The sequence below is a fragment of the Wenjunlia tyrosinilytica genome (assembly GCF_014646055.1).
GTDB classification, from domain to species: domain Bacteria; phylum Actinomycetota; class Actinomycetes; order Streptomycetales; family Streptomycetaceae; genus Wenjunlia; species Wenjunlia tyrosinilytica.
Genome location: NZ_BMMS01000009.1, coordinates 61,129 through 80,048, shown reverse-complemented (window position 1 = coordinate 80,048; position 18,920 = coordinate 61,129). Strand labels below are relative to the sequence as shown.

The following is an 18,920-nucleotide window of genomic DNA, read 5'->3' as shown; positions in this document are numbered from 1 at the left end:
TCACGCGACTATGCGCGTTGTCGCATAAACCGCAGGTTCCCAATGTCCCGCCGGGGGCGGCCCCGGCGGGACATTGGGCGCTGACCTACCAGGCGAAGGCCTCCGGGGAGGGGCCCGGGCCCGGGAAGATCTCGTCGAGTTCCTCCAGGAGGTCGTCGCTCAGGTCCAATTCGACCGCCCGCAACGCGGACGTCAGCTGCTCCGCCGTGCGCGGGCCCACGATCGGGCCCGTTACGCCGGGGCGGGTCAGAAGCCAGGCCAGGGCGGCCTCGCCCGGTTCCAAACCGTGCTTTTCGAGAAGGTCCTCGTACGCCTGGATCTGCTCGCGCTGTTTGGCACTGCTCAGCGCGTCCGCCGAGCGGCCCGACGTCGAACGAGAGCCCGCCGACTCGCGCTCCTTGCGGATCGCCCCTCCCAGCAGGCCGCCGTGCAGGGGGGACCACGGGATGATGCCCAGGCCGTACGACTGGGCCGCCGGGATGACCTCCATCTCGGCGCGGCGCTCCGCCAGGTTGTACAGGCACTGCTCGCTGACCAGACCGAACGAGTGGCGCCTGCTCGCGGCCTCGTTGGCCTGGGCTATGTGCCATCCGGCGAAGTTGCTCGATCCCGTGTAGAGGATCTTGCCCTGCTGGACCAGGACGTCGATGGCCTGCCAGATCTCGTCCCAGGGCGTGCGCCGGTCGATGTGGTGGAATTGGTAGAGGTCGATGTAGTCCGTGCCGAGTCGTTTGAGGCTGGCCTCGGCGGCGCGGCGGATGTTCAGGGCGGACAGCCGCCCCTCGTTCGGCCACTCCCCCATGTCGCCGTAGACCTTGGTGGCCAGGACCGTCTTCTCGCGGCGGCCCCCGCCCTGGGCGAACCAGGACCCGATGATCTCTTCGGTACGGCCCTTGTTCTCACCCCACCCGTACACATTCGCCGTGTCGAAGAAGTTGACGCCCGCGTCCAGTGCGGCGTCCATGATCGCGTGACTGTTGGATTCGTCGGTCTGCGGGCCGAAGTTCATGGTGCCGAGCACCAGACGGCTCACGGAGAGTCCGGTCCTGCCGAGCTTTGTGTACTCCATGCCCCCATCCCAGTCGTTCGAGTGCACTCGAAGCAAGGGGCATGCCTTCGCGGGCTGCCGCGGCCGCGGCTTCGGCCCTAGACGCCGGGGGAGTACTCGCCGCCCAGGTCCCATGCCTGGTGCATGGCGTCGGCGAAGGCCGCGGCCAGAAGGTGTTCGCCGAGCGCGTTGGGGTGGGTGCCGTCGTACGTGTGGGTGTCCGGGTCCCAGTACGGGGGCGGGGACGCGAGCAGGAGGGGGGAGGCGTCGGTGTCGAGGTCGGCGACGGCCTTGGCCATGCGTTCGTTCAGCTGGTCGCACTCGGCCAGGAACAGCGGGTCGGTCAGTGCCCGTGTGTTGGGGATCACCGGCAGGAGCACCATATGGATGCCCGGGTTGGCGGCCCTGGCCTCGGCGATGAACAGGCGCAGGTTCTCGGCGGTGTCGGCGGCGTCGGTGTAGAAGCCGAGGTCGATCAGGCCGAGGGAGACCAGCAGGAGATCGGGGCGGTGGCGGGCCACCGTCTCGCGTATCAGCGGGGTCATATGGCACCAGCCCTCGCCCCACCCCGCCAGATGGTGGCGGGCCTTCCGCGGGAAGCCCGGGTCGGCGTAGTCGAGGGATACGGGCGCGTCCGCCCATGGGTCGTGGAGTTCGTGGCGGGGCCCCACGATGGTGAACGGGCCGCCGAGGGTGGCGCACAGGTGCTGCCACATGCGGTAGCGCCAGGTGTGGTCACCGGCGCTGCCAACGGTCATGGAATCGCCGACGAACATCAAACGCACTCGGACATCATCCATGGGACGTGGGTGGAGTGTGGCGCGGGGGTGGCAGGCTTGGCGCATGCGTGCGTCTGTTGTGTGTGCGGTTGCCCTCGCTGTTGCCGCTGCCGTCGCGGGTCCCGCCGCGCTGCCCGCTTCGGCGGACAGTGGGCGGCCGGAGGTCGCGTTCTCGTTCCAGGACAGCAGGATCAAGGAGTCCAGTGGCATCGCGGCGAGCCGCCGGCATCCGGGGGTGTACTGGACGCACAACGACAGCAGCGACGGGCCCTACGTCTACGCCGTGGACGGGAAGGGGCGGACGGTCGCCAGGGTGACGCTGCGCGGGATCGACCCCCGCGACGTCGAGGCGATCTCCATCGGGCCGGACGACCAGATCTATGTGGGCGACATCGGGGACAACCTCGGCGGCACCTGGCCCGAGGTGTGGATCTACCGCTTCACCGAGCCGAAGGTGCTGAAGGACACGACCGTGGACGCGGTCCGCTATCGGGTCCAGTACCGGGCCGGGCCGCGCAACGCCGAGGCGATGATGGTCGATCCCGTCACCGGTCGGGTCTACATCGCCAGCAAGAAGGAGGGCGGCGGCGGGCTCTACCGCGGGCCGCGCACGCTCTCCGAGAGCAGGGTGAATGTCTTCCGCAGGGTGGCCGATGTGCCCTGGGTGACCGACGGCTCGTTCTCGCCCGACGGCTCCCGTCTGGTGCTGCGCGGGTACTTCTGGGCGGCCGAGTACCGGTGGAAGAACGGGGTGATGTCCGACCGGAAGAGCCTTCCGCTGTCGGTGCAGCCGCAGGGGGAGGGCGTCACCTTCGGCGCGGACGGGCGCTCGGTGCTCTTCAGCAGTGAGGGCGAGGGCAGCGAGGTGCTCAGGGTCGGGCTCGGCGGCGACATGCTGCCCGACGACGCGGCCAAGGAGTCGTCCAAGCCGGGCAGGGGGCACAAGGACGCGGGAGCGGACGGGGACCAGGGTTCCGGGAGCACGGCGAAGATCGGCCTGGCGGTCGTGGTGGCGGCGCTGCTGGCGTTCTTCGGGCTGCGGCGCGCGCGTCGGAAGTAAGCCGGCGCGCCGGAAGGAGACCGCACCCTCGCAAGGGGCCTGCCCCCGGGAGGGGCCTGCCCTCAGGAGGGGCCTGCCCTCGGAAGGAGCCTGCCCCCGGAAGGGGCCTGCCCCCGGAAGGAGTCCGCACCCCCGAGGGGGCGCGGGAAGGAGCCGGACGCGGCGCAGCCCCCTCCCGGACCGGCCGGGAAGGGCCGGACTGCCGGGAGGGGGCTGCGCCCATGCGTCGGAGGCGAGCGGTGAGCCCGAGCCTCAGAGGCGCTCGATGACGTGGTCGACGCAGGCGGTCAGCGCCTCGACGTCCGCAGGGTCGACGGCCGGGAACATGGCCACGCGCAGCTGGTTGCGGCCGAGCTTGCGGTACGGCTCGGTGTCCACGATCCCGTTGGCCCTGAGCACCTTGGCCACCGCCGCCGCGTCCACGGAATCGGCGAAGTCGATGGTGCCGACGACCTGCGACCGCTTGGCCGGGTCGGTGACGAACGGGCTCGCGTACTCGGACTTGTCCGCCCACCCGTACAGCCGCGAGGAGGAATCGGCCGTGCGCGAGACGGCCCACTCCAGCCCGCCCTGCCCGTTGATCCAGTCGAGCTGGTCGGCGAGGAGGAAGAGGGTGGACAGCGCCGGGGTGTTGTAGGTCTGGTTCTTGAGCGAGTTGTCGATCGCGGTCGGCAGCGAGAAGAACGCCGGGATGTGGCGTCCGCTGTCGGCGATCTCGGCGGCGCGGGCCAGCGCCGCCGGGGAGAAGGCACCGATCCACAGGCCGCCGTCGGAGGCGAACGACTTCTGCGGCGCGAAGTAGTAGACATCGGTCTGGGTGATGTCCACCGGGAGACCGCCCGCGCCGGAGGTCGCGTCGACGAGGACCAGAGAGCCGGCGTCAGCGCCCTCCACACGCCGGATCGGGGCGGCGACGCCGGTCGAGGTCTCGTTGTGGGTGAACGCGTACACGTCCACGCCCGCCTCGGCGTGCGGCTGCGGGTGGCTGCCCGGGTCGGACTTCACGACGGTCGGCTCGGCCAGCCACGGGGCGGCCTTCGTCGCCGCCGCGAACTTCGACGAGAACTCGCCGAAGGACAGGTGCTGGGACTTCTCGCGCACCAGGCCCGCCGCGGCGATGTCCCAGAACGCGGTGGAGCCGCCGTTGCCGAGCACGACCTCGTACCCCTCGGGCAGGGAGAACAGGGCGCGCACTCCGTCGCGGACCCGGCCCACCAGGTTCTTGACGGGGGCCTGGCGGTGGGAGGTGCCGAGAAGAGAGGTGCCGGTGGCGGCCAGGGCGCTCAGCGCCTCGCTACGCACCTTGGACGGGCCCGAACCGAAACGACCGTCGGCGGGCTTGATGTCAGCGGGAATCTGGATGTCGGCCACGGTCGAAGCCTAGTCGGCGCTCCTCGCGCCCCAAGGGAGAGTCCAGTTAGTGAGATGAGGTGATCAGCTGGCGGACTACTCTGCCAGTGGTCCCGTCCTGTGGCGGGCGGCGGCCACCCCAGAGGGCGTTGCGCTGGCACGCGCCAGGCGGCGAGGGCCACCATGGACGGATGGGCGATCTCATGGGCGGTCTCGAGAAGGCGTTGCGGGAACGGGTTCGCGGAGAGGTCGCGTTCGACGCCGCGCGGCGGGCGCTGAACACCATGGACGCCTCGAACTACCGCAGGGTCCCGCTCGGGGTGGTCTGCCCGCTGGACGCCGAGGACACCGCTCGGACGCTGGAGGTCTGCCGGGAGCACGGCGCCGCGGTGGTGCCCCGCGGCGGCGGCACGAGTCTCGCCGGGCAGGCGACCGGGGAGGGGGTCGTTCTCGACTTCACCCGGCATATGGACCGCATTGTGGACCTCGACCCCGAGGCGCGCACGGCCCGGGTGCAGCCCGGCGCCGTGCTCGACACCCTGCGGGCCGCCGCGGCCCCGCATGGGCTCACCTTCGGCCCCGATCCCTCCACGCACAGCCGCTGCACCCTCGGCGGAATGATCGGCAACAACTCGTGCGGCGCCCACTCCGTGGCCTGGGGCTCCACCGCCGACAACGTCCACACGCTGGAGGTGCTCACCTACGACGGGCTGCGGCTCGAGCTGGCCGCCGTCGGCGCCGGCGGGCTGGACGCCCTCGCCGGACGGGCGGGGCGCGAGGGAGCGCTCTGGTCCGGGCTGCGCGACCTCACCGAGCGGAACCTCGCCGTCCTGCGCACCGGCCTGCCCGATCTGCCGCGCCGGATGTCCGGCTACCTGCTCGACCAGCTCCTGCCGGAGAAGGGAACGCATCTGGCGAGGGCGTTCACCGGAAGCGAGGGCACGCTCGGCGCGGTGACCGAGGCGACCGTGCGCCTGGTGCCGTCGCCGCGGGCGCGGGCGCTGGCCGTGCTCGGGTACGAGGACGAGGGAGCGGCGGCCGACGCGGCCCCGGCGCTGCTGCCGCTCGAACCCCTGGCGGTGGAGGGCATGGACGCGGGGCTTGCCGCACTGGCGTCGGGCGGGGCGGCGGCGAGCCTTCCCGCGGGAGGGGCGTGGCTGTTCGTCGAGGTCGGCGCGGACACCCCCGCCGAGGCCGAGGCCAATGCCGCGAAGCTGTGCCGGGAGGCCGCCCAGGGCACCACCGGGCAGCTCGTCGTCACCGATCCCGCCCGGCAACGGGTGCTGTGGCGGATCCGGGAGGAGGCCGCGGGGACCGCGACCCGGCTTCCCGACGGCTCCGAGGCCTGGCCCGGCTGGGAGGACACCGCCGTCCCGCCGCGGCGGCTCGGCGCCTATCTGCGGGCATTCCGGCGCCTTCTGAAGGAACACGGCCTGCGCGGTGCGCCCTATGGGCACTTCGGTGACGGCTGTATTCACGCCCGAATCGACTTCGACTTGATGAGCGAGGAGGGAATCCGGCGATTCCGGGTGTTCTCCGAGGAGTTGGCCGAACTCGTCGTGGCGCACGGCGGTTCGCTCTCGGGTGAGCACGGCGACGGGCAGTCGAGGGCGGAACTGTGGCCCAAGATCTTCGGCCCCGAGGTGATGGAGCTGTTCACCGGCTTCAAGGACCTGTGGGACCCGGACGGGAGGATGAACCCGGGCATGCTGATCCGGCCCTACCGCATCGACGAGAATCTGCGGTTCGCGGTCCTGCCTCGCAAACCCGTGGATGTGGAGTTCTCCTATCCCCACGACCGGGGCGATTTCTCGGCGGCCGTCCGCCGGTGCGTCGGCGTCGCCAAGTGCCGCACCACGACGCCGGGTACGGACACGATGTGCCCCTCCTACCGGGTCACGCTCGACGAACAGCACTCCACACGCGGGCGGGCGAGGCTCCTGCACGAGATGCTGGCGGGCGAGGTGGTCGCGGACGGCTGGCGGTCGCGGGAGGTCCGGGAGGCGCTGGACCTGTGCCTGTCGTGCAAGGGATGCCGCTCGGACTGCCCGGTCGGGGTGGACATGGCGACGTACAAGGCGGAGTTCCTGCATCACCACTACGAGGGGCGGGTGCGCCCGGCCGCGCACTATTCGATGGGGTATCTGCCGGTGTGGCTGCGCGCGGCCGCTCCGGCGGCGGGCCTGCTCAACGCACTGGCGCGCACCCCCGCCGCCGGGCTCGCCAAGCGGGTGGGCGGGATCGCGCCGCAGCGCTCCCTCCCCGTACTGGCCACGGAACCGTTCACCCGGTGGTTCCGGGCGACGGCCCGGCAGCGGCGGCTGACGGGGCACGCGGTGGTGCTGTGGCCGGACACCTTCACCAACTACTTCAGCCCCGGCGTGGGGCGGGCGGCGGTGCGGGTGCTGGAGGACGCCGGGCTGCGCGTCGTCATTCCGCCGAAGCCGGTGTGCTGCGGGCTGACCTGGGTGTCCACGGGCCAGCTGGGAAGGGCCCGCAAGGTCATGCGGCGCACACTGGACGTCCTGGAGCCCGCGCTGGACGCGGGACTGCCGATCGTCGGCCTGGAGCCCAGCTGTTCGGCGGCCCTGCGCACCGATCTGCCGGAACTCCTGGGGCCCGACGAGCCCCGGGCCGCGATGCTCGCCTCCTCGGTGAGGACGTTCGCCCAGGCACTGGAGGAACTGGCGCCGGGGTGGCAGCCGCCGCGGGTGGACCGGCCCGCGGTCGGGCAGACCCACTGCCACCAGCACGCGGTGCTCGGTGACGCGGCGGAGCGGCGGCTGCGCGACCGGGCCGGGATCACCGGGGAACTGGCGGGCGGCTGCTGCGGACTGGCCGGGAACTTCGGTTTCGAGAAGGGGCACTTCGCGGTGTCGGCGGCGTGCGCCGAGGAGCAGGTGCTGCCGGCCGTACGCGAGGCGGCGTCGGAGGCGGTCCTGCTCGCGGACGGCTTCTCCTGCCGGACGCAGATCGCGGGTCTGGCGGGGGCACGGGCCCGGCACCTGGCAGAGGTACTGGCGCAGGGGCTCGAGGAGCGGTCCGGGGACTGCGGGGGCCCCAGGGGCACAACCGGGGACGCAAGCGGGGACTCCGGGGACTCCGGGTACGAGAAGCCGTAGCGGCCGGAACCGTTTCGGTTCCGGCCGCCAGCGATCAGGCGGGCGCCGCGGACCTCCGACGAGCGCTCCGTTGCGCCCTTTCCGCCCGCCTTGTCAGTGTGCCCCGCTTTGTCGGTGTGCCCCGCCTTGTCAGTGTGCCCCGCCTTGTCAGTGTGCGATGTCGCCGTAGCCCTCGACCTCGCGCGGGTCGCGCGTGCCGGGGCCGATGTAGCGGGCCGAGGGACGCACCAGGCGCCCCGTGCGCTTCTGCTCGAGGATGTGCGCGCTCCACCCGGCGGTGCGGGCGCAGGTGAACATCGAGGTGAACATCTGCGCCGGAACCTCTGCGAAGTCCAGCACGATCGCGGCCCAGAACTCCACGTTCGTCGCCAGGACACGGTCCGGACGGCGGTTGTGCAGCTCCTCCAGCGCCGCCTGCTCCAGAGCCTCGGCGACCTCGAAGCGGGGAGCGGCCAGCTCCTTGGCCGTGCGGCGCAGCACACGGGCCCGCGGGTCCTCGGCGCGGTAGACGCGGTGACCGAAGCCCATCAGGCGCTCACCGCGGTCGAGGATGCCCTTGACGTAGGCGCGGGCGTCGCCGGTGCGCTCGATCTCCTCGATCATGCCGAGGACACGGGACGGGGCACCGCCGTGCAGCGGTCCGGACATCGCGCCGACCGCGCCCGACAGGGCGGCCGCGACATCGGCGCCAGTGGAGGCGATGACGCGCGCGGTGAACGTGGAGGCGTTCATGCCGTGCTCCGCGGCCGACGTCCAGTAGGCGTCGACGGCCTTGACGTGCTTGGGGTCGGGCTCGCCGCGCCAGCGGATCATGAAGCGCTCGACGATGGTCTGCGCCTTGTCGATCTGGCTCTGCGGCACCATCGGCTTGTCCAGGCCGCGGGCGGACTGGGCGACGTAGGACAGCGCCATCACGGCGGCGCGGGCGAGGTCCTCACGGGCGGTCGCGTCGTCGATGTCCAGCAGGGGTTTGAGACCCCACACCGGGGCGAGCATCGCGAGCGCGCTCTGCACGTCGACGCGGATGTCGCCGGAGTGGATCGGGATCGGGAACGGCTCGGCGGGCGGCAGTCCGGGGTTGAACTTGCCGTCGACCAGCAGGCCCCAGACATTGCCGAACGAGACGTGACCGACCAGGTCCTCGATGTCCACGCCTCGGTAGCGAAGGGATCCGCCTTCCTTGTCGGGTTCGGCGATCTCCGTTTCGAACGCGACGATTCCCTCGAGTCCGGGTACGAAGTCGGACATCAGGCGGCTCCTCATGATGTGTTCGACGGGTGACTTGTGGCCAGGTCGGGTTGTTGTGCGAAGCGCCCGTCGGCGCCCCGCGCGAGGCCTCGGCCCCGCGACGTATCCCGGTGATGCCCCGCTCAGGTGTTGGTCACCCAGTCGAGGTGGTCACGGACTCGCCCAGGGTGCTTGCGAGTCGCGCGCCGGTAGCGCTTGTACGGGTCGTGCCGGACAGACACGATATCTCTCGATGTCAAGATGCCACAGTGAGCGGGTTCGCATTTTGGCGGTACCGCTACATGCGGCGCACCGTGATCTCCGGCACACTGCCGGGCGCGCGCGAGCATCCGCGGCGGCGGCATGCGAGTCCGTGTTGCAACAATGTGCCCGTGCATCACCCAGATCCCGCCGCGATGCGGAAGCAGTACCGCGCCCAGGGGCTCGTGGCGACCGAACTGGCCGCGGACCCGCTGCGGCAGTTCGCCCACTGGTTCGCCGACGCGGCGGCCGGCGGGATCGACGAGCCCAACGCCATGGTCCTCTCGACCGCCGACGCCCAGGGCAGGCCCAGCTCCCGCACGGTGCTGCTCAAGAGCTTCGACGACCGGGGCTTTGTGTTCTTCACCAACTACGGCTCCCGCAAGGGCACGGAACTGACCGAGAATCCCCATGCCTCGCTGCTGTTCCCCTGGCACCCGATCGCGCGGCAGGTGATCGTGGACGGCGGTGTCACCCGCGTCGGTGAGGACGAGACGGAGCGCTACTTCCGCAGCAGGCCGCACGGCTCGCAACTGGGGGCGTGGGCGAGCGCCCAGTCCACCGTGATCGGGTCGCGCGAGGAGCTGGAACGGCGGTACGCCGAGCTGGTCGCGCGCTACCCGGAGGGCGGTGAGCCGGTGCCGGTCCCCCGCTTCTGGGGCGGCTACCGGGTCCAGCCGGAGACCATCGAGTTCTGGCAGGGGCGGGAGAACCGGCTCCACGACCGGCTGCGCTACCGCAGCGCCCCCGAGGCGCCCACCGGGTGGACCGTGGAGCGGCTGTCGCCCTGATTCGCGGGAGGGGGAACTTCCCGGGAGGGGGAACTTCGCGCCGGGGGGGAACTCCGCAGGAGGGGAACGGGGCGAAACCGGGTGGAAAAAAGGACAACCCGTGGGCCACTTCCTGGAGATCCTCGCGGATCCACCAGGCACCGGACGGACGATCCGGCGAGCCCACGGGTCGGGTAGCTACTTGGGAATAGCCCGCCGCGCTCTCGCGTAGCGAGCGTGCGGCTAGCTGGTAGCCACCTCACGCGTCCGATGAGCAAGCATTCTTCGGACCACCTCCCTTCGTGTGTAGGGCCACACTAAGCACCGCCCCGGGCAGCGGCAAGGGAATTTATCGGGGTGCCGATTTCGCTGAATTGCGTGTGGGCTGCGTCACAGCCGAGTTGAATATCACTCGGCTGTGCTGTGTGACGTCAGGCGCCACTTGCCGTGACGCAGAGCCACCCAGGGTCGAGCCGCGAGAGTGCAGGGGATGCCCCATGAGCGAGCGGAGCGAGCGAACAGTCCAGGGGGTCGCGCGATGAGCGCGGCCCGTCAGGTTCCGCGCCAGGGGACGCAGGATCCGCAGGAGCCGTCCGGGCAGGATGGGACACGGCACGGCCCGGCAGCCGCCGGGCGGGGAGGCGACCCCGATCCGCAGCCGGAGTTCTCCTCCTCGGCGGACCCGGCCGACACCGACCTGCTGACCGCGATCCTCGACGGCATGGACGTCGCCCTGTGCGCGTTCGACGCCGACGGGACGGTCACCCACTGGAACCGCGAGGCCGAGAAGATCCTCGGCTGGACGGCGGAAGAGGCCGTCGGCCGCCAGGGCTTCGCTGGATGGGCCGTGCGCGAGGCCGACGCCGACGAGGTGCGCGACCAGCTCCTCTCCGTGATGGACAGGCCGCGCCGCCGTGTTCATGAGTTCGCCCTGCTGACCAAGGACGGCCGCCGGGTGCTCGTGCGGACCCAGTCCGCCGTCGTGAGCGATCCGGACGGCGAGCCCGCGGGCGTCTACTGCGCCTTCTCCGAGGTGCACACCCAGATCGAGCTCGAGCGCTCCCTCGCCCTGTCCGAGGCGCTCTTCGACGACGCCCCGTGGGGGGTCATCGTGATCGACGCCGATCTGCGCCCGGCGGTCGTCAACGGGGTCGCGGCCCGCTCGCTGCACACCGGCCGCGAATCGCTGCTGGGCCGCCCGATCGCCGAACTGCTCAGGGACGGGGCGGAGGAGCTGGAGAGCGCGGTCCACCACGTGCTCGGCGAGGGCACCCCGCAGGCCCCCGTGGAGCTGTGGATCAGTCTGCGCGAGGACGAGACCGGGGCCCGTTCCTGCTGGCGCAGCACGTTCCTGCGGCTCGGCTCGCCGCTGGGGGAGGAGCCGGTGCCGCTGGGCGTGGCCTGGCTCTTCCAGGACGTCACCGAGACCAAGCAGGCGGAACAGGAGTCGGCGCTCCTGCGCTTCCGCGGCAACCAACTGCGCCGGGCGTCCCGTACCGCCGCCGAATGCGACGACCCGATGGAGGCGGTGACGGTCCACCTGGACTTCGCCCTCGCCGGGTTCGCGGACCACGCGCTGATCGACGTCGCCACGCGCGACGGGCGTCTCGTGCGGGTCGCGGCCACCCCCACGGACGCGGCGGGGCCGTGCGTCCCGTCCGAGCCCGGCGGGATCCCCGTCGGCTACGACGAGGGCCACCCGGCCCTCCAGGCGGTGAACCGGTGCGGGTCGGTGAGGACCAGCGTCGGCCGGGCCCCCGAGGGCGCCGAGGTGGAGGGCGAGCGGTGGGCGGAGGCCAGGCGCTGGCCCAAGGGCACCGTTCACGGCCTCAGCACGGTGCTGCGCAGCCGGGGCCGGACGCTGGGGGCGGTCACGTTCCTGCGTGGGCCCAGCCGACGCCACTTCGACCGGGCGGACGCCGCGTACGCGGAGGAGGTGGCGGTCAGGATCGCCGCCGCGCTGGACCTGGCCCAGCAGCTCTGAGGCCGCCCCCCTGAGCGCACGGGGCGCGGCGTCCTCGGGTGCGGCGGCGGATCCGGGGCCGTCCGCTCTACGCGTGGTAGAAGATCCGGTCGCCGTACTCGCGCATGATGCGGCCGTTCCAGTCGTGGCCGCCGTCCACATTCCCCGAGCGCAGCATCGGCGGGGTGATCCCGCGCTCCGCGAGCCCCGCGACGGCGGAGGCGACCACGGACTGCATGATGGCGCTGGTGACCACCGTGGAGGCGGACGCGAACCGCGTCGGCACCCCCTCGACCTCGAGCTCCGCGTCCCCGACCGCGATCTTGCTGTCGAGCGCCACGTCGCAGTGGTCCTTCAGGAACGTTCCCGAGGAGTGGCGGGACGTGGTCTCCTTCGTGTACTCCACCGATGTGACCGCGATCACCTTCAGGCCGAGCGCTCGCGCCTTCATCGCCATCTCGACCGGCAGGGAGTTCCGCCCCGACAGCGAGATCACCACGAGCACGTCGCCCTCGCGCGCGGGGCTGGTCTCCAGCACGGCCGACGCGAGCCCGTCGACGCGCTCGAGGGCGCTGCCCAGCGTTGCCGGCATCACATCGACACCCACCGCGCCGGGCACGGCGAGGAGGTTCATCAAGGCCAGGCCGCCGGCCCGGTAGACCACGTCCTGGGCCGGGAGCGAGGAATGGCCCGCCCCCGTGACGAAGATCCGGCCGCCCTCGGCAACGGCATCGGCGATCAGGGAACCCGCCGCGGCGATGTTCCGCGACTCCTCGTCCCTGACCCTTTGCAGCAGGCCGATGGCCGCGTCGAAGTACCGCTCGGACAGCTCGTCAGTCATGGTCGCTCACGGTGCTCGTTGTGCCGCGCCCTGTCAATACCGCTCGACGGCCCGCGTTGTCCCCGCCATGCGTCAGAATTGGAGCAGGACCACGAGCAGATCGAGGGGCACGCATGTCCGGACTCATCGACACCACCGAGATGTATCTCCGCACCATCCTGGAGCTGGAGGAGGAGGGTGTGGTCCCCATGCGCGCCCGCATCGCCGAGCGCCTCGACCAGAGCGGACCGACCGTGAGCCAGACCGTGGCGCGCATGGAGCGCGACGGCCTGCTGAATGTGGCGGGGGACCGCCATCTCGAGATGACCGAGGAGGGGCGGCGGCTGGCCACGCGCGTCATGCGCAAGCACCGCCTCGCCGAGTGCCTCCTCGTGGACGTGATCGGCCTGGAGTGGGAGCAGGTGCACGCCGAGGCGTGCCGCTGGGAGCACGTGATGAGCGAGGCGGTCGAGCGCCGTGTCCTCGAACTCCTGCGGCATCCGACCGAGTCCCCCTACGGCAACCCGATTCCCGGCCTGGAGGAGCTGGGCGAGAAGGCCGAGGCCGACCCGTTCCTCGACGACGGACTGGTCAGCCTGGGTGAGCTCGCTCCCGGGGCCGAGGGCAAGACGGTCGTGGTGCGCCGCATCGGCGAGCCCATCCAGACCGACGCCCAGCTGATGTACACACTGCGTCGGGCCGGAGTGCAGCCCGGCGCGGTCGTGAGCGTGACCGAGTCCGCCGGCGGTGTGCTCGTGGGCAGCGGCGGGGAGGCGGCCGAGCTCGACGCGGAGGTCGCCTCGCACGTCTTCGTCGCCAAGCGGTAGTCGCGCGTCAGGCACCGCCCGGCGCTCCCGCGTCGGGTACCGGCACCCAAAACGGCACACTCAAACCGGCACCGGCACCCAAACCGGCACCGGCACGAGGGAGGGCGGGGCGGCCCAGGCCGCCCCGCCCTCCCTCATTTCCCCCAGGGATACCCGGAACCCCGAGCTCACCGGGTCTCCCCTTCTCACCGCGGTCCGGCTTCCCCATCCGGACCCCCTCCCGCTTCAAGGCTCCCCTCGGCACGGCCCGGCAATCCTTGAGCGCCGTCACTCGTACGAGCGATCTTGGCATCCGAACCCACGTGTTCGAATAAAAGTTCGATAGCGTGGCCTCGAAGCGAATGGGGGTGCGACATGGTTCGGCGCACTGATGTGACAGGCCCCGGCGGCGTCAGGCTCGCCACCTGGGAGTTCGGCGACGGTCCCAAGGCCGTCCAGGGCGGCGACGGCGGTTCCCGGCCGTGCCTCCTGCTGCTGCACGGCCTGATGGGTCGTGCCTCCACGTGGGCGCAGACGGCCGAATGGCTCGTCCCCGGCTTCCGCACGGTCGCGCTCGACCAGCGCGGGCACGGCCACAGCGACAAGCCGGACGGCCCCTACTCCCGCGAGGCGTACATCCGTGACGCCGAGACGGTGATCGAGCAGCTCGGCCTCGGCCCGGCGGTCGTCGTCGGCCACTCGATGGGCGCGCTCACGGCATGGCAGCTCGCCGCCCGCCGCCCCGATCTCGTGCGCGGCCTCGTCCTGTCCGACATGCGCGCCTCGGCGTACGGCGAGACCAGCCAGCGCGAGTGGTGGGAGTGGTTCGCGAGCTGGCCGCTGCCGTTCGACTCGCTGGGCCAGGCCCGCCGCTGGTTCGCCGAGGACGACCCCGCGCTGGAGCGGCCCCGCCCGGCGCGCGGCGACTTCTTCGTCGAGCTCATGCACGACGGCGAGGACGGCTACCGGCCCGGCTTCTCGTTCGACCACATGCTGGCCACCCGCGAACCCTGGGTGGACGAGGCGCACTGGGAGGAGCTGGCCCATGTGACCTGCCCCGCCCTCGTCGTCCGCGCCCTCGACGGCGACCTCGGCCGCGCGGAGGCCCAGGAAATGGTCCGCGTCCTCCCGCACGGCCGCTACGCCGAAATCCCCGACGCGGGCCACCTCCTCCACTACGAACAGCCCACAAGTTGGCGCCAGACGGTGGAGCCCTTCCTGCGGACGCTCGTCCCGGCCTGAAGGGCGTGGGTGCGAGGCGGGCGCCATGCGCAGGGCCGGGCGTCAGCGATTGCGGGTGGCGGCGGCTTCGCGGGCGCAGGCGTAGGCGAGGGGGCCGATGAGTTCCTCGGCTTCCGGGAGCCAGCGGTTCGACGAGGTGGGGCGCCGGGCCCACAGGGCGCCGCCTGTGACCGTGCGGGACGGGGGCGCCACCACGTACTCGCCGTCGCCGCGGCATGCGAGGTCCACCGAGCCCGGCATCCAGCCGAGGCGGCGCAGGAGGTCGGGGACCTTGGCGCTCGCGCCGGGCAGGACGAAGAACTGCAGCCGCCGGTCCGGGGTGGAGCAGACCGGGCCGAGGGGGATGTCCATGCGCTCCATCCGGGCCAGGGCGAGGCAGCCCGCGACCTCGGGGACGTCGAGTACGTCGAAGGTGCGGCCCGCGGGCATGAGGACCGAGGCGCGCGGCAGCTCGGTCCACAGGCGGCGGATGGCGGCCGGGGCGCCGGTGGCCCGGTTGACCCAGTCGTCCTCGACCGGATGGGCGCCGGGGCGCGGACAGTGCGGCTCGCCGCAGGAGCACCGGAGCGGGCCGTCGTCCTCGATCAGCCAGGTCCCCGGGTGGACATCCCAGTGCCGTTCCTCCGCATAACGGACGGCTGACTCCAGCAGGCCCTCGGCCTGCTGTGGGGATGGGGCTCCGTTGTCTTCCACGTGCTGCACAACTCCGTTGCTGACTATGGGTTACGGCCACTCGTCGGCCACTTAAGTGGGCCAATGCCCGTGCACGCAGGGGCGCATGGGTGCACCGGCGGGGGCGCAGGGGAGGGGCCGATGCCGCTCGTGGGTATGCCGGTGATGGTGTGTTCGACTGCGCGTGCACCGAAAACGCCACATATGGTGGAGAATTTCAGTGGATTTCGGTGGGAAGGATTTCTCCAGGATTGAGCGATGAGGCCCTAAACAAGAAGGAGGGGCCATGGCCGCAAGACCGCTGGTCGCACGACAGCCCAACGAACGGCTGCAGGCACTGATCCAGGAAGCCGGCTGCTCGAACGCCGGATTGGCCCGCCGAGTCAACATGTGCGGAGCGGAGCACGGTCTCGACCTGCGTTACGACAAGACGTCCGTCGCCCGATGGCTACGTGGCCAACAGCCACGAGGCCGCGCCCCGGCCATAATCGCCGAGGCCCTGGGGCGGAAGATCGGCCGCGCCGTCACCCTCGAAGAGATCGGGATGGCGGACGGAAAGAACCTCGCCTCGGGCGTGGGGCTCCAGTTCGCGCCCACGGTCGTCGGGGCGGTGGAGCAGGCGTGCGAGCTGTGGCGCAGCGACGTCGGCAGACGGGACTTCCTCAGTGGAGCCTCCGTGGCCGCGTCCGCGCTCGTGGAGCCCAGCCGGGACTGGCTGATCACCGGACCGGACCAGCAGGTGGGGCGCACGGCCGGGCCCCGGGTGGGGCGGGCCGACGTGGCGGCGGTGCGGGCCACGACACAGGCACTGACGGACCTCGACCACCGGTTCGGCAGCGGCCACATCAGGCCGATCCTCGTCCACTACCTCAACAGCGTGGTGTCGGGGCTGCTCGGGGGCTCCTATACCGAGGCCACCGGGCGTCAGCTGTTCAGCGCCGTCGCCCGGTTGACCGAGCTGGCCGGGTACATGGCCGTGGACACCGGGCAGCCCGGACTGGCCCAGCGCTACTACATCCAGGCGCTGAGGATGGCTCAGGCGGCGGGCGACCGTGCTTACGGCGGGTATGTCCTGGCGGCCGGGATGAGCCATCTCGCGGCGCAGTTGGGCAGTCCCAGGGAGATCGCCCAGCTGGCGAGGGCGGCCCAGGAGGGCGCGCGAGGACAGGTCACGCCGACGACGCTGGCGATGTTCTTCGCCGCCGAGGCCCGCGGGCACGCCCAGCTCGGGGACTCCAGGGCCTGCCAGTTGGCGACCGCGAGGGCGCTGGACGCGATGGAGCGCAGCCGCCCGGACGACGACCCGGACTGGATCGCGCACTTCGACCACGCCTATCTGGCGGACGAGTTGGCCCACTGCCACCGCGATCTGGAGCAGCCGGGTCCCGCGCAGCGCTACGCGCAGGAGGCGTTGGACGCCCACCCGGAGAAACGGGTGCGCAGGCGCGCGGTCGATCTCCTGCTGCTTGCCACGGCGCAGGTCCAGCAGCGCGAGGTGGAGGAGGCGTGCTCCACGGCGGAGCGGGCGGTCGGGCTGCTGGCCGGGCTGCGCTCCAACCGGGGCGCCGAGTATCTCGACGACTTCCGGCGGCGGTTGGAGCCGTTCCGCGAGGAGTCCGTGGTGCGGGACTTCAGTGCCCGGCTGGTCGAGGAGGAGATGGCCGCTTGAACATGACGGGTTCCTGAACGGCGTGACGGCCGTCCGCGGTCGTCCGACGGCCGCCCCGCGCGGCTGTGCGAAAACCGTCCGAAACAGGGGCCGCCGGCGTCGGGTGGGTGTCGGCGGTCGCTGGTCACCGGTCGGCAGGACCGCTCACCAGCGCACTACTCATGCGTAACCAGTGATGCTTACCCATGGGCTCCAGCCGGTATGGCCGATTGTGAATGTGACGGCGGCCACGTGGCATAGGGGACTTCTGACGGGGTAGTTGGACGATTCGATTCGGCTCACACCGCGTGGGCCTCGCACCTGCTTTCGGGTGCGTGGTCGAGCGTGGACGGGAGCGGGTAGCGTGAGCCGACGATTCCGTAGGGTCCAGGTACCGAGGCAGGAGTTCCGGTGACGAACAGCGGACGGGGAAACGAGACGGGGGGCCCCGGAGGGCACCGCCGTGTGGACCCTGACGAGCTGACACTGGACGATCTTTTCCGTCCCGAGCCGCCGGGTCAGCCCCAGCAGGCGGCGCAGCACTACCAGCAGCCGCACTACCCGTCGGCCCAGCCGCCGTATGCCCAGCCGCAGGTCCAGCCGCACGTCCAGCAGCCGCAGCCGCCGCATGTCCAGCAGCCCCCGGCGCCCCAGGGCGGGTTCGGGGAGTGGCAGCAGGCGGAGCCGTGGCAGGGGCAGGCGTGGGGCGCGCCGCAGGGCACGGCCCCGGAGCCGGATCCCGGCTCCGCCGACGAAACGCAGCTCATCGCTCCGTACTCGGACGGCAGTTCGCCGGTCGGCGGACAACCGTCCGGCGGCCACTCGGCCGACAGCCACCCGATCGGCGGCCACCCGACCGGCCACCCCGGCGCGGGACACCCGGGCACCAGCGGCTACCCGGACACCGGTGCCCACCCGGGCGGGTTCCCCGACGGAGCCGCGGACGAGACCCGGCAGATACCGCAGATACCCCAGTCGTTCCCGCCGGTTCCGCCGATCCCGACGGCGCCCCCCGAGGTCAGCGCCAATCCCTCGCCGCGCCCGTCGAGACCCTCGGCGCCGCGCTCGCACCGCCAGCAGCCGCAGACACAACAGCAGCGCTCCCAGGCGAACGAGCCCGCCGGCGGCTCCCCGTTCACCATCCGGCCGGGGCTGCCCTCCGGCGCCTACGGCGAGGAGCCCTCCTATGTGACCCCGGGCGAGGAGGAGGACGGCTCGGCGGACGAGACGAGGGTCCTGCCGCCCGTCACCGCCGACACCCCCGCGCCGGCGCCGGCTCCCGGCTACCCGCCGGCCCCGCAGGCGCACGCGCAGCCGCAGCCGCAGCCGCAGCACCGGGCCCCCGTGCCCACGCCGCAGTACCAGCCCGCACCGCCCGTGGCCGACCCGGTGCCCCCGGGTCCGCCGCCCCCGCCCCGCTCGCGCAGGGCGGCTTCCGGCCCCTCGCGCGGCGGCCGCCGCCTGCCGCCCGCCGTCCTCGTCAGCCTCGTGGTCGTCGGCTGCGTCGCGGTCGGCCTCGGCGCCGCGGCGGCGTTCAGCTCCGGCGGTGACGGCGACAGCCGGCCCGACGACGCCAAGCAGAACGCCGGCTCCTCCTCGACCGCGCCGAAGCGCGACGCCAAGGACCCGGTCAAGGCGCAGGCCGAAGACCTCAACGCCCTGCTGAAGGACAGCAACCAGAGCCGTTCGACGGTCATCTCCGCGGTCAACGACATCAGGCGCTGCGACGACCTGCGGGACGCCGCCCGGAACCTGCGCGACGCCGCCGCCCAGCGCAACGACCTGGTCTCCAAGCTCTCCGAGCTGGACCTGTCCAAGCTGCCGAACCACGCGGAGCTCACCTCCGCTCTGAACAAGGGCTGGGCGTCCTCGGCCTCCGCCGACAACCACTACGCCTCCTGGGCCGACCAGGTGGACAGGAAGCACGGCTGCCGCAAGGGCCGTGCCAGGGTCACCCTGCACCGCCATGAGGGCGACCGCGCCAGCGGCAACGCCTCCCAGGCCAAGCAGCGCGCCGCGGACCTGTGGAACGGGATCGCCAAGAGGTACGGGCTTCCCCAGCGCACCAGGACCGATCTCTGAAGAGGCCGCGGGACCTGCCGCCGGAAGGCGTGAACGCCGGTCCCAAGGACCACGCAGCCGACGCGGCCAC

14 protein-coding genes are annotated in these 18,920 nt (G+C 71.9%); 8 read left to right on the top strand and 6 right to left on the bottom strand.

Features of this window, described 5'->3' with window-relative positions; genetic code table 11:
- Nucleotides 1-85: 85 nt before the first annotated feature.
- Nucleotides 86-1,069 (bottom strand): aldo/keto reductase, encoded by a 984-nt coding sequence (locus tag IEY86_RS12055; protein WP_189131607.1) that lies wholly within the window; start codon nt 1,067-1,069, stop codon nt 86-88.
- A 77-nt stretch (nt 1,070-1,146) separates the two neighbouring features.
- A complete protein-coding gene (locus IEY86_RS12050) occupies nt 1,147-1,848 on the bottom strand; it encodes a GDSL-type esterase/lipase family protein (protein ID WP_229698355.1) in 702 nt (233 codons plus the stop codon).
- Between the two features lie 43 nt (nt 1,849-1,891).
- Here IEY86_RS12050 and IEY86_RS12045 point away from each other — a divergent pair, with 43 nt between their 5' ends.
- Entirely contained in the window at nt 1,892-2,887 is a 996-nt protein-coding gene (locus tag IEY86_RS12045) for a hypothetical protein (RefSeq protein ID WP_189131606.1), read from the top strand.
- A 252-nt stretch (nt 2,888-3,139) separates the two neighbouring features.
- On the opposite strand, the gene serC is transcribed toward IEY86_RS12045, so the two are convergent.
- Nucleotides 3,140-4,258 (bottom strand): phosphoserine transaminase, encoded by a 1,119-nt coding sequence (serC, locus tag IEY86_RS12040; RefSeq protein ID WP_189131605.1) that lies wholly within the window; start codon nt 4,256-4,258, stop codon nt 3,140-3,142.
- 170 nt (nt 4,259-4,428) lie between these two features.
- Between serC and IEY86_RS12035 the strand changes: the two genes are divergently transcribed.
- Nucleotides 4,429-7,359 carry an FAD-binding and (Fe-S)-binding domain-containing protein gene (locus IEY86_RS12035; protein ID WP_189131604.1) on the top strand — a complete coding sequence of 977 codons (2,931 nt, stop codon included), beginning with the start codon at nt 4,429-4,431 and terminating at the stop codon, nt 7,357-7,359.
- A gap of 147 nt (nt 7,360-7,506) precedes the next feature.
- On the opposite strand, the gene IEY86_RS12030 is transcribed toward IEY86_RS12035, so the two are convergent.
- A complete protein-coding gene (locus IEY86_RS12030) occupies nt 7,507-8,607 on the bottom strand; it encodes a citrate synthase 2 (protein ID WP_189131603.1) in 1,101 nt (366 codons plus the stop codon).
- Between the two features lie 395 nt (nt 8,608-9,002).
- Between IEY86_RS12030 and pdxH the strand changes: the two genes are divergently transcribed.
- Nucleotides 9,003-9,638 (top strand): pyridoxamine 5'-phosphate oxidase, encoded by a 636-nt coding sequence (pdxH, locus tag IEY86_RS12025; protein WP_229698371.1) that lies wholly within the window; start codon nt 9,003-9,005, stop codon nt 9,636-9,638.
- Between the two features lie 517 nt (nt 9,639-10,155).
- On the top strand, nt 10,156-11,601 hold the full coding sequence (locus IEY86_RS12020; RefSeq protein ID WP_189131602.1) for a PAS domain-containing protein: 1,446 nt from the start codon (nt 10,156-10,158) through the stop codon (nt 11,599-11,601).
- Between the two features lie 67 nt (nt 11,602-11,668).
- Here IEY86_RS12020 and IEY86_RS12015 read toward each other — a convergent pair whose 3' ends face one another.
- Nucleotides 11,669-12,421, bottom strand: a complete 753-nt coding sequence (locus IEY86_RS12015; RefSeq protein WP_189131601.1) for an SIS domain-containing protein — start codon at nt 12,419-12,421, stop codon at nt 11,669-11,671.
- 113 nt (nt 12,422-12,534) lie between these two features.
- On the opposite strand from IEY86_RS12015, the gene IEY86_RS12010 reads away from it, so the two are divergent.
- The gene (locus IEY86_RS12010) at nt 12,535-13,227 is read left to right on the top strand and encodes an iron-dependent transcriptional repressor DtxR (RefSeq protein ID WP_189131600.1); all 693 of its coding nucleotides are present in this window, start codon (nt 12,535-12,537) and stop codon (nt 13,225-13,227) included.
- A 354-nt stretch (nt 13,228-13,581) separates the two neighbouring features.
- On the top strand, nt 13,582-14,448 hold the full coding sequence (locus IEY86_RS12005; RefSeq protein WP_189131599.1) for an alpha/beta fold hydrolase: 867 nt from the start codon (nt 13,582-13,584) through the stop codon (nt 14,446-14,448).
- 42 nt (nt 14,449-14,490) lie between these two features.
- On the opposite strand, the gene IEY86_RS12000 is transcribed toward IEY86_RS12005, so the two are convergent.
- Nucleotides 14,491-15,141: a bifunctional DNA primase/polymerase gene (locus IEY86_RS12000; protein ID WP_229698354.1), complete on the bottom strand. Its 651-nt coding sequence runs from the start codon at nt 15,139-15,141 to the stop codon at nt 14,491-14,493.
- A 265-nt stretch (nt 15,142-15,406) separates the two neighbouring features.
- On the opposite strand from IEY86_RS12000, the gene IEY86_RS11995 reads away from it, so the two are divergent.
- Together IEY86_RS11995 and IEY86_RS11990 are read left to right on the top strand one after the other, a co-directional pair.
- Nucleotides 15,407-16,789 (top strand): NsdA family TPR-like regulatory protein, encoded by a 1,383-nt coding sequence (locus IEY86_RS11995; protein WP_189131597.1) that lies wholly within the window; start codon nt 15,407-15,409, stop codon nt 16,787-16,789.
- A gap of 390 nt (nt 16,790-17,179) precedes the next feature.
- Nucleotides 17,180-18,850, top strand: coding sequence for a hypothetical protein (locus IEY86_RS11990; RefSeq protein ID WP_189131596.1), 1,671 nt, complete (start codon nt 17,180-17,182; stop codon nt 18,848-18,850).
- Nucleotides 18,851-18,920: the final 70 nt, after the last annotated feature.

What these genes read in the sequence shown, in the direction of transcription:
- IEY86_RS12055 (WP_189131607.1), bottom strand. Translation starts at nt 1,069, where the DNA reads ATGGAGTACACAAAGCTCGGCAGGACCGGACTCTCCGTGAGCCGTCTG.
- IEY86_RS12050 (WP_229698355.1), bottom strand. Translation starts at nt 1,848, where the DNA reads ATGGATGATGTCCGAGTGCGTTTGATGTTCGTCGGCGATTCCATGACC.
- IEY86_RS12045 (WP_189131606.1), top strand. Translation starts at nt 1,892, where the DNA reads ATGCGTGCGTCTGTTGTGTGTGCGGTTGCCCTCGCTGTTGCCGCTGCC.
- IEY86_RS12035 (WP_189131604.1), top strand. Translation starts at nt 4,429, where the DNA reads ATGGGCGATCTCATGGGCGGTCTCGAGAAGGCGTTGCGGGAACGGGTT.
- IEY86_RS12030 (WP_189131603.1), bottom strand. Translation starts at nt 8,607, where the DNA reads ATGTCCGACTTCGTACCCGGACTCGAGGGAATCGTCGCGTTCGAAACG.
- pdxH (WP_229698371.1), top strand. Translation starts at nt 9,003, where the DNA reads ATGCGGAAGCAGTACCGCGCCCAGGGGCTCGTGGCGACCGAACTGGCC.
- IEY86_RS12020 (WP_189131602.1), top strand. Translation starts at nt 10,156, where the DNA reads ATGAGCGCGGCCCGTCAGGTTCCGCGCCAGGGGACGCAGGATCCGCAG.
- IEY86_RS12015 (WP_189131601.1), bottom strand. Translation starts at nt 12,421, where the DNA reads ATGACTGACGAGCTGTCCGAGCGGTACTTCGACGCGGCCATCGGCCTG.
- IEY86_RS12010 (WP_189131600.1), top strand. Translation starts at nt 12,535, where the DNA reads ATGTCCGGACTCATCGACACCACCGAGATGTATCTCCGCACCATCCTG.
- IEY86_RS12005 (WP_189131599.1), top strand. Translation starts at nt 13,582, where the DNA reads ATGGTTCGGCGCACTGATGTGACAGGCCCCGGCGGCGTCAGGCTCGCC.
- IEY86_RS11995 (WP_189131597.1), top strand. Translation starts at nt 15,407, where the DNA reads ATGGCCGCAAGACCGCTGGTCGCACGACAGCCCAACGAACGGCTGCAG.